This is a genomic window from Reyranella sp. (assembly GCF_965249915.1).
Classification (GTDB): Bacteria; Pseudomonadota; Alphaproteobacteria; order Reyranellales; family Reyranellaceae; genus Reyranella.
Window position 1 is genome coordinate 2,304,088 of the sequence record NZ_OZ252257.1, and the last position, 12,106, is coordinate 2,316,193.

The 12,106-nt window shown below is 66.1% G+C and carries 13 protein-coding genes and 1 tRNA gene; 7 read left to right on the forward strand and 7 right to left on the reverse strand.

The genetic code is table 11. From position 1 onward, the window contains the following. Window positions 1-107: 107 nt before the first annotated feature. A tRNA-Val gene (locus tag ACP15H_RS11435) sits at window positions 108-182 on the reverse strand. Window positions 183-308: 126 nt separating this feature from the next. Here ACP15H_RS11435 and ACP15H_RS11440 point away from each other — a divergent pair. The 3 genes from ACP15H_RS11440 (at window position 309) to ACP15H_RS11450 (ending at window position 4,714) form a co-directional block, all read left to right on the forward strand. After that, the gene (locus ACP15H_RS11440) at window positions 309-1,211 is read left to right on the forward strand and encodes an N-formylglutamate amidohydrolase (RefSeq protein WP_425066305.1); all 903 of its coding nucleotides are present in this window, start codon (window positions 309-311) and stop codon (window positions 1,209-1,211) included. A gap of 358 nt (window positions 1,212-1,569) precedes the next feature. After that, window positions 1,570-3,069 (forward strand): M81 family metallopeptidase, encoded by a 1,500-nt coding sequence (locus ACP15H_RS11445; RefSeq protein ID WP_425066306.1) that lies wholly within the window; start codon window positions 1,570-1,572, stop codon window positions 3,067-3,069. Between the two features lie 184 nt (window positions 3,070-3,253). Then, window positions 3,254-4,714, forward strand: coding sequence for an N-acyl-D-amino-acid deacylase family protein (locus tag ACP15H_RS11450; RefSeq protein WP_425066307.1), 1,461 nt, complete (start codon window positions 3,254-3,256; stop codon window positions 4,712-4,714). Between the two features lie 60 nt (window positions 4,715-4,774). Here ACP15H_RS11450 and dksA read toward each other — a convergent pair whose 3' ends face one another. The 4 genes from dksA to ACP15H_RS11470 all read right to left on the reverse strand — a co-directional run bounded on the left by dksA (window position 4,775) and on the right by ACP15H_RS11470 (window position 7,239). Next, on the reverse strand, window positions 4,775-5,200 hold the full coding sequence (gene dksA, locus ACP15H_RS11455; RefSeq protein WP_425066308.1) for an RNA polymerase-binding protein DksA: 426 nt from the start codon (window positions 5,198-5,200) through the stop codon (window positions 4,775-4,777). A gap of 197 nt (window positions 5,201-5,397) precedes the next feature. Further along, window positions 5,398-6,165 carry a putative DNA-binding domain-containing protein gene (locus ACP15H_RS11460; protein WP_425066309.1) on the reverse strand — a complete coding sequence of 256 codons (768 nt, stop codon included), beginning with the start codon at window positions 6,163-6,165 and terminating at the stop codon, window positions 5,398-5,400. Beyond that, a complete protein-coding gene (locus tag ACP15H_RS11465) occupies window positions 6,149-6,988 on the reverse strand; it encodes a DUF692 domain-containing protein (protein WP_425066310.1) in 840 nt (279 codons plus the stop codon). The genes ACP15H_RS11460 and ACP15H_RS11465 overlap by 17 nt, the downstream gene beginning before the upstream one ends. 2 nt (window positions 6,989-6,990) lie before the next feature. Next, the gene (locus ACP15H_RS11470) at window positions 6,991-7,239 is read right to left on the reverse strand and encodes a DUF2282 domain-containing protein (RefSeq protein ID WP_425066311.1); all 249 of its coding nucleotides are present in this window, start codon (window positions 7,237-7,239) and stop codon (window positions 6,991-6,993) included. Between the two features lie 100 nt (window positions 7,240-7,339). Here ACP15H_RS11470 and ACP15H_RS11475 point away from each other — a divergent pair, with 100 nt between their 5' ends. Further along, window positions 7,340-7,534 carry a DUF3553 domain-containing protein gene (locus ACP15H_RS11475; protein WP_425066312.1) on the forward strand — a complete coding sequence of 65 codons (195 nt, stop codon included), beginning with the start codon at window positions 7,340-7,342 and terminating at the stop codon, window positions 7,532-7,534. Here ACP15H_RS11475 and mobA read toward each other — a convergent pair. Beyond that, on the reverse strand, window positions 7,497-8,177 hold the full coding sequence (mobA, locus tag ACP15H_RS11480; RefSeq protein WP_425066313.1) for a molybdenum cofactor guanylyltransferase MobA: 681 nt from the start codon (window positions 8,175-8,177) through the stop codon (window positions 7,497-7,499). The genes ACP15H_RS11475 and mobA overlap by 38 nt on opposite strands. 47 nt (window positions 8,178-8,224) lie before the next feature. Between mobA and ACP15H_RS11485 the strand changes: the two genes are divergently transcribed. Then, window positions 8,225-9,025, forward strand: coding sequence for a 2-keto-4-pentenoate hydratase (locus tag ACP15H_RS11485; RefSeq protein WP_425066314.1), 801 nt, complete (start codon window positions 8,225-8,227; stop codon window positions 9,023-9,025). 6 nt (window positions 9,026-9,031) lie between these two features. Here the strand turns inward: ACP15H_RS11485 and pdeM are convergent, their stop codons facing one another. Next, window positions 9,032-9,934 (reverse strand): ligase-associated DNA damage response endonuclease PdeM, encoded by a 903-nt coding sequence (gene pdeM, locus ACP15H_RS11490; RefSeq protein ID WP_425066315.1) that lies wholly within the window; start codon window positions 9,932-9,934, stop codon window positions 9,032-9,034. On the opposite strand from pdeM, the gene ACP15H_RS11495 reads away from it, so the two are divergent. Next, on the forward strand, window positions 9,923-10,648 hold the full coding sequence (locus tag ACP15H_RS11495) for an EipB family protein (protein ID WP_425066316.1): 726 nt from the start codon (window positions 9,923-9,925) through the stop codon (window positions 10,646-10,648). The genes pdeM and ACP15H_RS11495 overlap by 12 nt on opposite strands. A gap of 49 nt (window positions 10,649-10,697) precedes the next feature. Next, window positions 10,698-12,098: a cryptochrome/photolyase family protein gene (locus tag ACP15H_RS11500; protein WP_425066317.1), complete on the forward strand. Its 1,401-nt coding sequence runs from the start codon at window positions 10,698-10,700 to the stop codon at window positions 12,096-12,098. Window positions 12,099-12,106 lie beyond the last annotated feature (8 nt).

Sequence of the window (12,106 nt, forward strand, 5' to 3'; positions counted from 1 at the left end):
ACGCTCGCGGCAGATCGGGAGTCGCCGGAATTCCCGGCGGGACCGCGGATGCTTTATCCAGTGAGAGAACTCGCCGCGCGGGGCGCAGGGCCCCCGTGGAAAGGCGATGGTGGGCGCGACAGGGATCGAACCTGTGGCCACTGCCATGTCAAGACAGTGCTCTACCGCTGAGCTACGCGCCCATCGCCTGTGCCGCCGGGGTTTCGAAACCGCCCCGGAGCACGGAGGCCGGTCGTCTACATTGCCGCAAACGGATTGGCAAGAGCGCGAAGCGTGACGCGACCGAATTCGCGGGCTATGACCACAGAATGGATTTCGCCCCGGTCCTGACCGATCACGAGGCCCTGGATTGTCGCCTGCCGGGGCAACAGACCGTGCCGGTGGTCGTCGCCTCTCCGCATAGCGGATCGATCTACCCCGCCTCCTTCCTCGAACAGGCGGCGGTTTCGCTGTCCGCGCTCCGCCGGGCGGAAGACGCGTTTGTGGACGAGCTGTTCGCCGCCGCGCCCTCGCTCGGCATGCCCTTCCTGGCCGCGCGCTTTCCCCGCTCCTACGTCGATGCCAACCGCGAACCCTACGAACTCGATCCCGGCATGTTCGAAGGCCCCCTGCCGCGGCCGCTCAACCATCGCACCACGCGGGTTGCCGCCGGCCTCGGGATGATTCCGCGGGTTGCCGCCAGCGGCGAAGCCATCTACCGCGGCCGGGTACCCGCCGAGACGATCGAGCACAGGCTCGAGACCTGCTGGCGCCCCTATCACCAGACCCTCTCCCTGCTGGTCGAGAACACCTACAGCAGTTTCGGCGGCGCCCTGTTGATCGATGCCCATTCCATGCCCTCCTCCGCCTCCAGCCTCGGAACGCGAGACCGGGACCAGCGGGTCGACATCGTGCTGGGAGACAATCACGGCGAGGCCTGCGCGCCTGAATTCACCGCGGCCGCGGAGCGATGGTTCCGCGCACGAGGCCTGCGCGTTCTGCGCAACCAGCCCTATGCGGGAGGCTTCACGACCCAGCGCTATGGAAGGCCTGCCCTCGCCCGGCATACCCTTCAGATCGAGATCAACCGGTCGCTCTACATGGATGAGGCGCGGCACGAGAGGCTTCCGGTGGCCGGGGTCGTCGCCCAGCTGATGACCGGCCTGCTGGAGACGATGGCCCAGCAGGCCCGGGAAACGCTGCCGCCGCCGCGCCCGCTCGCCGCCGAGTAAATCACCCGCTCCAGCCGAACGCGCAAAAACCGACCGGGCAAAAAAAAGGGCCGCGACTAGCGCGGCCCGAGTTTAGGGAGGAAACGCCCAAGACGGGCATACAGCAAACAATGCGGCTACCGAGGTAGCGTTTGCTGCCCACAAAGAATGGTGCACCTGCGAAGAGAATGCAAGCGCGAAAAAGAGCCCTGAATTCACATATTTAGCTTCCGTTGATGTAGGGTCAGGGGTGTGGCGTTTTTGCAACGCACAAGAATAGTGCGATGCAGCTTTGCACGGGGCGCATTGCTTCGGCAAACACGCTAGGTATGCGGATTATGTAAGGTGTTCAAATACTTAAGCTCGAGTGGAGGGGTTGTTGGCCAAGAAGTTCGTAGTCGCCATGATGATGCACGAGACCAATACGTTCTCGCCCCTGCCCACCCCGATCGAGTCCTTCGCCCGGGCCGGCTCGCTGAGCGGACCAGCTGCGATCCGGGAGGCCGAGGGCACCAACACTTCCCTGGGCGGCTTCATCGAGGTGGCGCGCAAGGCCGGCGCCGAGTTCACGGTCCCGATGGCCGCCTCTGCCCATCCGTCGGGCCTGGTCACCAAAGCAGCATACGAGCAGATGACCACGGCCATCGTGGACGAGATCAAGAAGGGTTGCGACGCGGTCCTCCTCGCCCTGCACGGCGCCATGGTCGCCGAGCACTACGATGACGGCGAGGGCGAGCTGCTGAACCGAATCCGCAAGATCGCGCCCGACGTACCGATCGCCGTCGCGCTCGATTTCCACACCCAGATGACCGACGCCATGGTCAACGGCGCCACGATCATGACCGGCTACCGGACCTACCCGCATATCGACATGGCCGACACGGCCCGCCGGTCGGGCCGCACCCTGATGAGGATGCTGGCAGGCGAGATTGAACCCAGGATGGTCTGGGGCAGCCGCCCGATCATGAGCAGCTCGCTCGTCCATACCCCCTCGCGCGAGCCGATGAAGACCCTGATGGGCATGGCCAACCAGGCCGAAGACACTGGCGAGGTCCTGAACGCCTCGGTGTTCGGCGGCTTCCCGCAGGCCGACATCCCCCATCTCGCCCTCTCCTCCGTCATCGTATGCGACAAGCGGACCGCGGAAGGCGAGATCCTGCTCAACCGCATCCTCGATACGGCCTGGGAGAAGCGCGAGGGCTTCCTGTTCCATCCGGAGCCGCTCTCGGTCCAGGTCGGGCGCGCCAAGGGCTACACCGACTATCCGGTCGTCATGGCCGACCATGGCGACAACACCGCCTCGGGCGGCACCCAGGACGTGATGAGCGTCATCGAAGAGGCGATGAAGCAGGAGCTCGAGGACGCGGTCGCGGGCCCGATCTGCGATCCGGCCTGCGTCGAACAGATGATCAAGGCCGGCGTCGGCGCCGAAGTGACTCTCGAGCTGGGCGGCAAGATCGACATGCCGGCCATGGGACTGAAGGGCAAGCCGCTCAAGGTCACCGGCAAGGTCAAGGCCATCACCGACGGCCAGTTCACCGTCACCGGCCCGATGGCGACCGGCACCACGGTGCGCATGGGACGCACCGCCGTGCTCGACACCGGCAAGATGCAGATCGTCGTGTCGGAGAAGCGTGCCGAGCCCTACGACCTCGGCGTCTTCACCCATTGCGGCATCGATCCACGCCGCAAGAAGTACGTGCTGATCAAGTCGCGCCAGCATTTCCGCGCCGGTTTCGAGCCGATCGCCAAGCACATCGTGATGTGCGACGGCGACGGCTGCACCGCCTCCGACCTCAAGCTCTTCAAGTACGAGCGGGTCAAGCGGCCGCTGTATCCGTTCGACCTCGACATGCGGCTCGGCCGCAACGAAGCGTAGAGTCACGCCGCTCCGACGACAGCCACCTCCCCCGTTATACGAGGGAGGTGGCCCGGAGGGCCGGCGGGGGACAGCCACCCGCGTGATCTTTCCTCGGCCCAAGGTTCCCGCGTTGCTCTCCCCCCCCTCCCGGCCTCCCCCGTGAGACGGGGGAGGTGAAGAGTTTTCTCCAGGAGTTTTTCAGATGGCCACTTACGACATCGTCATCCGCAACGGCCAGGTGGCCGACGGTACAGGCAAGAAGCTGTTCGCCGCCGACGTGGCGGTAAAGGGCGACCGCATCGCAGCGGTCGAGGCGCCGGGCACGCTCCGGGGCGACAACGAGATCGACGCCGCGGGCAAGGTCGTGGCGCCGGGCTTCATCGACGTGCACACGCACGACGACACCGCGCTGATCGACAATCCCACCATGGCAATGAAGGCCAGCCAGGGCGTCACGACCGTGGTGTGCGGCAATTGCGGCGTCTCCGCCGCGCCGTATGTCCGGCCCGATGTCGGCCACTGGATGTCGCTGATCATCAAGAAGAAGGAGAACCTCTCCAAGGACTTCGCCGAGTTCGCGGGCAAGGTCGATGCGGCCAAGCCGGCCATCAACGGCGCCTTCCTGATCGGCCATGGAACGCTGCGCATCAACTCGATGGGCGACGACCTCAACCGCGTTGCGACCGCGCCCGAGATCAAGCAGATGCGCGAACTGCTCGACCAGAGCCTCGAGCAGGGCGCGATCGGCATGTCGAGCGGCCTGTTCTATGCCGTGTCCAGCCACGCCTCGACCGACGAAGTGGTCGACGTTGCCACCCCGCTCGGCCGCTGGGACGGTGTCTACACCGCCCACATGCGCGACGAGGGCGATCATATCCTGAAGGCGATGGACGAGACGTTCGAGATCGGCCGCCGCGTCGGCGCCGAGATCATCGTCTCTCACCACAAGTGCTCGGGCCGCTCCAACTTCGGCCGCATGAAGGAGACGCTGCCGCACTTCAACGAGGCGATGAAGAAGCAGCAGATCGCCTTCGACGTTTACCCTTACGTCGCGGGTTCGACCATCCTGCGCAGCGATATGCTGGAGCGCGCCGACAAGGTGCTGATCACCTGGTCCGACAAGGTCCCGGGTCTCAGCGGTCGCGACCTCAAGGAGATCGCCGAGGAGATGGGCTGCTCGATGAAGGAAGCGGCCGACCGCATCCAGCCGGCAGGCGCCATCTACTTCATGATGGACGAGAAGGACGTGCAGGCCGCGATGTCCCATCCCGGCGCCATGATCGGCTCGGACGGCATCCCGTTCGACGCCCATCCGCATCCGCGCCTGTGGGGTACCTTCCCGCGCGTGCTCGGCCACTACTCGCGCGACCTCGGGCTGTTCCCGCTGGAGGACGCGGTGCGTCGCATGACGTCGTATTCGGCGCAGCGCTTCCACCTGGCCAAGCGCGGCGAGGTCAAGCCTGGCTTCTACGCCGATCTCTGCATCTTCGATCCGGCGACGGTGATCGACACCGCCACGTTCGAGAAGCCGATCTCGCCGGCCAGGGGCATCGACACGGTGATCTGCAACGGCGCCTTCGCCTGGCGCGACGGCAAGCCCGGCGGCGGTCAGGCAGGCCGCGCGCTCAACCGCCAGGCCATGCAGGACGAAGCCAGGGCCTGAGCCCCAGGTCGACACACGCGAGAAAGAAAAGGCCCGCTTCATGCGGGCCTTTTTAGTTGCTTAGTCGTTGCCTTCGTCGCGGCGGGTGCGCTCCATGCGTTCGTGGCGCTCCTGCGCCTCGACCGACAGGGTCGCGATCGGTCGCGCCTCGAGACGCTTCAGCGAGATCGGCTCGCCGGTCTCCTCGCAGTATCCATAAGTGCCTTCCTCGATCGACTTCATCGCCTGATCGATCTTGGAGATCAGCTTGCGGAAACGATCCCGCGTCCGCAACTCCAGCGAGCGGTCGGTCTCGGCGGTCGCGCGATCGGCGAGATCGGGCTGCGCCAGACTCTCTTCCTGCATGTTCTGGAGTGTCTGGTTGGATTCCTCGATCAGCTCGCCCTTCCACTTCAGCAACTTCTGCCGGAAGTACTCCTGCTGCATCGGATTCATGAAAGCTTCACGTTCTGTCGGCCGATAATTCTGCGGCAACGTAATCGACATCGTCGGCAACTCCACTCGAAGCCACGATAGTCCACCAGGGGAAGGTGAACCCTTTTCGAAGCGCGCGGAGTATAGGGATGGGCCCTTCCGGAGCAAGATCGTTTCGGCGCCGCGCGCTGATTCAGCCGTGCAGCGCAACAATTACAGCGGTTGTAATAATCCCCCAATTTCGAGCCTTTTAAGCCCCCGCGCCACCGTCAATGCTGCAACGCAGCAAATGCCTGCAAAGCCAGCAGTCTCGCTAAGGTTTTGGCTGCATCGAAGGCAGGTTCGACGGCTAACGCAGCTTCCGACGCTTCGCCCAGGCTGGCGCCTCCACCGAGCGCCTCCAGGAACGCCGCTTCCGACCGGGTGAGGCTCGCGAACGCAGCATCGTCCGGCCGACGCAGGACCACGACCGAGGCCGGCCCCTCCTCGAGCGAAACGGTCCCGAGGGTCGCACCGGGCTGCGCCGCGTGCCAGATTCGATCGATCGGCCAAGGCGAGCGGACCAGTGTCGAACCGGCCGCCAGAGACACTTTCAGTTCGAACAGCTGTTCAGCGGACCGCCCGGCAAGGTCGGGAGCGGCCAGCCGAGCCTCCAGCGGCGCGTGGAACGCCAGGTTCAAGGCCCAGTCCAGCCGGGCCATGTCGGCCAGGTAGGCCAGCGCGGCAGCCGGCCCGTAGCCCGAAACGAATGCCGGGAAGCCCTCGCCATACTCCGCGAGCACCGGTTGCACCGGCAGGTTCTCCATGACGAATTCCAGCGCCATGGTCCGGAAGAACGCTTCGCCGACGAGGGCGCGCACCGTCGGGAACGTCGCCGCGAGCGCCTCCGCCAGGCTCTGCCCCACGTGATGGCGATGGACACGGAGACGCGCCGAGGCGGAAATTGTATCGCCCATGACGGCGTCGGCGAGGTCGGAACGGTCCTCGCCTTTCAGGTAGGCCGCGAACGCCGCCTGCAGATCACGCAGCCCGAGCATCAGGCTCTACCGCACCGTCGAGCGCTCGCCCTGCCCGCCGCGCCTCGTCGAGCAGCACGTCGAGAGCCGGAAGATCGGTGTCCCATTCGACCAGAGTGGGGCGCGGGCCGTAGCGGCGCACGATTTCGTCGAACAGGGCCCAAACGCCCTCGCCGACCCGGCTGCCATGATCGTCGATCAGGATCTGCTCGCCGTCCGCATCGTTCACCGCATGACCGGCCAAATGATATTCACAGATCGCCGATGCCGGCAGTCCGTCGAGCCAGGCGCGGGGATCGAGCCGCAGATTGTGCGCCGTGACCACGATGTTGTTGGCGTCCAGCAGCAACCCGCAACCGCTGCGGCGCGCCAGTTCGGCCAGGAAGTCCGGCTCGGACAAAGTCGAGTGTGCGAACGCCAGGTAGCAGGACGGGTTCTCGACAAGCACCTGCCGCCCGAGCCGGTCCTGCAGCCGGCCGACATTGCGCACGACGACGTCGAGCGCCTCTTCGGTGTAGGGCAACGGCAGCAGATCGTTAAAATAGCGGCCGCCCGCGACGCTCCAGGACAGATGGTCGGAGACCAGCACGGGCGCGAGACGGCGAACCAGCCCCGCGACGCGATCGAGATGCGCCTCGTCCAGCCCGTCGACCGAACCGAGCGACAGGCCGACCGCATGGACCGAGACTTCATAGTCCTCGCGCAGCCCCTCGACGGTCCCAAGCGCCGGAGAGTTCGCGAGATAGTTCTCGGCGTGGATCTCGAGAAAGCCGGTCGCCGGCCGGTCGCGCACGGTCTCCGCCAGATGCGGCGACCGCAGCCCGATGCCGGCAACCGGATTCATGCTCAGCTGGGCGTCAGCTTGCCGCCGATGATCTTCTCGCAGGCGCCCTTCGGCACTGAGACCCAGGCGTCGGGCTGCGCGTCCGCCTTGGACGTGCCGGCGCAGGACGACTTCGCCGTCTGGCAGTCGTTCTTGCCGGCCTTGGCGATGCCGTAGCATTTCTCCATGTTGCCCTGCGCCTGGCTGGTGGCCGCGGGCAGCACGAGGGCGGCGGCGAGAGCCGAGGCAATGGCTGCGCGAGTGCTGTTCATTGTGTCCTCCATGACATGACGACCCAGTCTATACTGCAGATTAAGGCGGCGGGGCGTCAGGCAGCCACCATCGTACCCACAGAGGCGGAGTAACGAAAACTTGTTCGAACAGCCCGGCAATGGACTGCTGAGCCCCGGCGACTTCGTACGTCATCCCGCTCGACCGGACTGGGGCGTGGGCCAGATCCAGTCGATGATCGGCCATCGCATCACCGTCAATTTCGAGAATGCCGGCAAGGTCGTCATCGACGGGAACGTCATCGAGCTCGCTCCAGACGACGCATCGCCGCGCTGAGTTCGACCGGCGTGTTGACGTTCAGGAACGGCGCGGCATTGCCCGGCCAGACGAGTTCTTCGAAGGCATAGCGCTGGGCGAAGGTCTCGACCCGCCGCATCCCCTCCTCGAGGATCGCGCGGCGCAGATCGGCAGCGAGCTTCACCGACCAGATGGCGAGCGTGTGCTCGCGACGCTTGCCATGACGCACCATCAGGACGTCGGGCTCCGGCACGTGCATCAGGCCGCACAGCCGGACGGTGAGATCGAGCGGCAGGAACGGCACGTCGGCGGGTGCCGTCAGGATCCAGCCGGAATGCGGGTGGTGCTGGCGGGCCCATTCCATGCCCGCGAGTATGCCAGCCAGAGGACCGAGCCGCCGTCCCTCGCGCTGCGCCATCTCCTGGACATCGGGCGGATCGGCGATCACCTGCACGCCCAGCCCGCGGAATTCAGGCGCCGGATCGTTGGCCACGATCACGAGATCCATGACCTGCGGTCGCAGGCGTTCCACGACATGCGCCACCATGGGCCGGCCGGCGAGCACGCGCAGCGGCTTCAGAACGCCCGGCCCCATGCGCCGCCCCTCGCCACCAGCCAGCACCACGCCCACGACGGCGCCACTGCGAACGGGTCCGAATTTCTGCAACGTTTTCGTCGCCATGATGGCACTATGCGAGGATGAAGAAATCAAGCAAGGGGGAGCCGCCAATGACGTTCAGCATCGCCAAGGCCGCCACGTGGCTGCATCAGGTCGACAGAGCGCGCGCCGTGGTCGGATGGTGGCCGGAACGGTTCGCGACGGACGACGAACGCCTCGCCTACAAGGTCCAGGACGCCTTCCTCAAGAAGCAGGTCGTCAAGCAGGGGCCGCTCGTCGGCTACAAGATCGCGCTGACCTCGCCGCAGATCCTGGCGCAGACCGGGCTGAAGGGGCCGGCCTACGGACCGATCCGCAAGAAACGCGTGTTCGAGCACAAGGCAACCGTCCGCGCCGATCGCTGGACGCGACTGGGCGCCGAACTCGAGATCATCCTGATCCTCAACGCCGACGTGCCGGCGCCCAAGGCCAAGCCCTACGACCGGGATTCGATCGCTCAGTATGTCGGCGAAGCGCGCGCCGGGTTCGAACTGATCGAGGATCGGGGCGCCGACTACAGCCGCCTCGCGGTCAATCCGCTGATCATGGATGCCGGCTGGAACGGCGGCTCGCTGCTCGCAAAGCCCAACAAGGATTGGGCGAAGCTCGATCTCGGCAATTTGAACGGCTCGGTCTCCTTCGACGGCAAGGTCGTGCGGGAGGGCCATTCGGGCGATGTGCTGGGTCACTGCTACAACGCGCTGGCGTGGCTCGCGAACAAGCTCGGCGATCACGGCAAGCGCCTGAGGAAGGGCATGATCGTCTCCTCGGGCAGCATGGTCGCCTGTCAGTTCGTGCCGCCGGGCAGCACCGCCACCGGTAGGATCGAGGGACTGGGCGAAGTGACGCTGAAATACGAGTTGCCCAAGTAGGGACGCCTATCTGAAGGACGGGTCGGGTCGGAGCTGCCGCCACGACAGGCGGCGCACCGCCTCCCGGCCAACCACCAGCGCATCGTAGTCGTCGGGAAAGAGTTGCGCGATGGCGGGGTCGAGCGCGTTGAGACCGCCGGCATAGGCACCGAACGCCGGCAGGATGAGGCGCCTCCCGTCGGTCAGGAAGCAACGCCGACGCAGGCCACGGCCGCGCACGGTGAGGGCCGCCACGGGATGGTAGTGCCCGGACACCTCGCCATCGGCGGGACCGAACAGCGCCTCGTGCCGGAAAATCAGCGGTCCCGCATTTATCTCTTCGGCGATCTCTCCCCAGCCCGCGGGGGGCGGCGCCGGGTCGTGGTTGCCGGCAATCCACACGAAGCGTGTTGCGGCGGTCAGCCGCTCGATTTCGCTGCGCTCGGCGTCAGGAAGGCGGTCGACGGCCGCACGGTCATGGAAGGAGTCGCCCAGGCAGACGATTGTTCGGGGCTGCACGGCTTCGATCAGCGTCGAAAGCAGGGCGAGCGTCTGCTTCGTGTCGTAGCGCGGCAGCAGCTTGCGGGCATTGACGGCGTAGGACGAGCCCTTCTCCAGATGCAGGTCGGCGACGGCGAGCAATCGCTCGGCCGGCCAGTGCAGGGCGCCCATCGGCAGCGCCTCCAGGCGCTCGCCCGCGCAGATGAACTCCAGCCCCGTCATCGAGGAAGCGCCAGCGAGAGTCCGGATAGGCGTGGCGGGGTGGAGCGCTGCCAGAATGCTGCCACGATCTCTCGTAATTTCATGTGAAGCACGATTGACCTGATGCGGGCGCATGCGCAAGGTGCCGCGATGCATCGCCTTGTGTGTTTCGTCGTCGCTGCTGTCGTGTGTGGACCGCAGTTGGCCTTCGCGCAGATGCAGCCGCATCGCGCCGAGTATGTGCTGCGACTGGGAGCCGCCGCCAATGCGCCTCGCATCGGCACCGCAGTGCATGATCTTTCGCAGGATTGTGCGGGCTGGCACCTCAAGCGCGACATCGCCACCGAGATCGCGCTGACCGCCTCGTGGAAAATGAGCCTGTCGTCGAAGCTCGATGCCGAGGAGCCGCGCAGCGGCAACAATTTCCGATACCGGACCACGCAAATTCAGAATGGCAACACGCGCGAAACCAAGGGTCGCGTCGAGCGCGCAAAGGGCGAGTTGCGGGCCGAGATCGCGACAGCAGGATCTCAGCCGTCCCTGGTCCTCCTGCCCTTCGCCACCTTGATGCCGGTCGCGGCGATCGACCACCTCACCGAGCGGCTCCGTGCCAATGCCGCCTCGTTTCCCGCCTTGATGTTCGACCCCGAAGTGATGGGAGACGGGTTCCTGATCGACGTGACCCAGCTGGACGACGGCCGACTCCGGGCATCGCGGCTGACGGACAAGCCCGTCGCCACGCCGAAGGGCAAGTCCTGGCCAGTTTCCATGACCTTCACACGCGGTCGCGACCAGGCCCAGCGGCCGCTGTTTTCGGTGACGGCGCAGGTCTTCGAGAATGGCGTGCTCGATCGGCTCACCGTCGATACTGGCATGCTGACCGTCACCGCGGACCTGCAAAGCCTGGAAATGCGGCCGGCGCCCAACTGCCCCCGCTCCTGACCTAGACGCATCCCATCATCCGTTCGTTCGCCATGTGCGTATGCTGCACATGTCGGTTTCGATCGTCTGGTTCCGCAGCGACCTTCGCCTCTCGGATAATCCCGCGCTCATCAAGGCGCTGGGGGCCGGGCGCGCGGTCATACCGGTGTTCGTGCTGGACGAGGAAACCAAGGGGCTGCGGCGGCTCGGTGGCGCTTCGCGCTGGTGGCTCCACTACAGCCTCCACGCCCTCGACGCGTCCCTGCGCGGGCTCGGATCGCGCCTGGTCCTGTGCCGGGGCCCGGCCGAGAAGGTCATCGCCGAACTCGCAGCCGAATGCGGGGCCGAAGCGGTGTTCTGGAATCGCGTTTACGACCAGGCCTCGCGCGACCGCGATGCGCGCCTGAAAAAATCGCTATCCGACCGGGGCATCACAGCCGAAAGCTTCAAGGCCAACCTGCTCTGCGAGCCATGGGAGGTCACGACGCAGAGCGGCGCCAACTTCAAGGTTTTCACGCCCTTCTGGCGCGCCTGCCGCGCGCAGCCGGCACCCGCGGCCTCGCTGCCCTCCCCGAAGAGCCTCCCGGCGCCCAAGGCCTGGCCGGCCGGCGAACCGCTCGCTTCATGGCGCCTGCTGCCCACCGCGCCCGATTGGGTCGGCGGAATCCGCGCCGCCTGGACGCCGGGCGAGAACGGCGCCCAGAAGCGTCTCACGAATTTCCTCGACCAGGCGCTCGCGGACTATCGCGAAGCGCGCGACCGCCCGGCGGTCGAGGGCACGTCCCGCCTGTCTCCCCATCTCGCCTTCGGCGAGATTTCACCGCGCCAGATCTGGCACGCCGCGATGACCTGCGGCGCCTCGGCTGCCACGGAGAAATTCCTGTCGGAAGTCGGCTGGCGCGAGTTCGCCTACCACCTGATCTTCCACAACGGCGATCTGGCTGAGCGAAACTTCCGGCGCGAATTCGACGCCTTCCCGTGGGCCGATCCGGAAGCCACGCTCGGCCTCTGGCAACGCGGACGGACTGGCTATCCCATCGTCGATGCCGGGATGCGCGAACTGTGGACGACCGGCTGGATGCACAACCGCGTCCGCATGATCGTGGCATCCTTCCTGACCAAGGACCTGATGATCGACTGGCGCCAGGGCGAGCGCTGGTTCTGGGACACGCTGGTCGATGCCGACCTCGCGAACAATGCCACCGGCTGGCAATGGGTCGCCGGCTGCGGTGCCGATGCGGCTCCCTACTTCCGTGTGTTCAACCCGGTCCTTCAGGGCGAGAAGTTCGATCCCGAGGGAGACTATGTGCGGCGCTGGGTGCCCGAGCTCGCGCACCTGCCCAACGATGCGATCCACCGCCCATGGACGGCGGCCGTGCCGGCCGAGGTCTATCCGGCGCGGATCGTCGAGCATGGCGCCGCCCGGGATCGGGCGCTGGCCGCCTTCCAAATCCTCAAGAAATCAGCGTAGAAGTACCC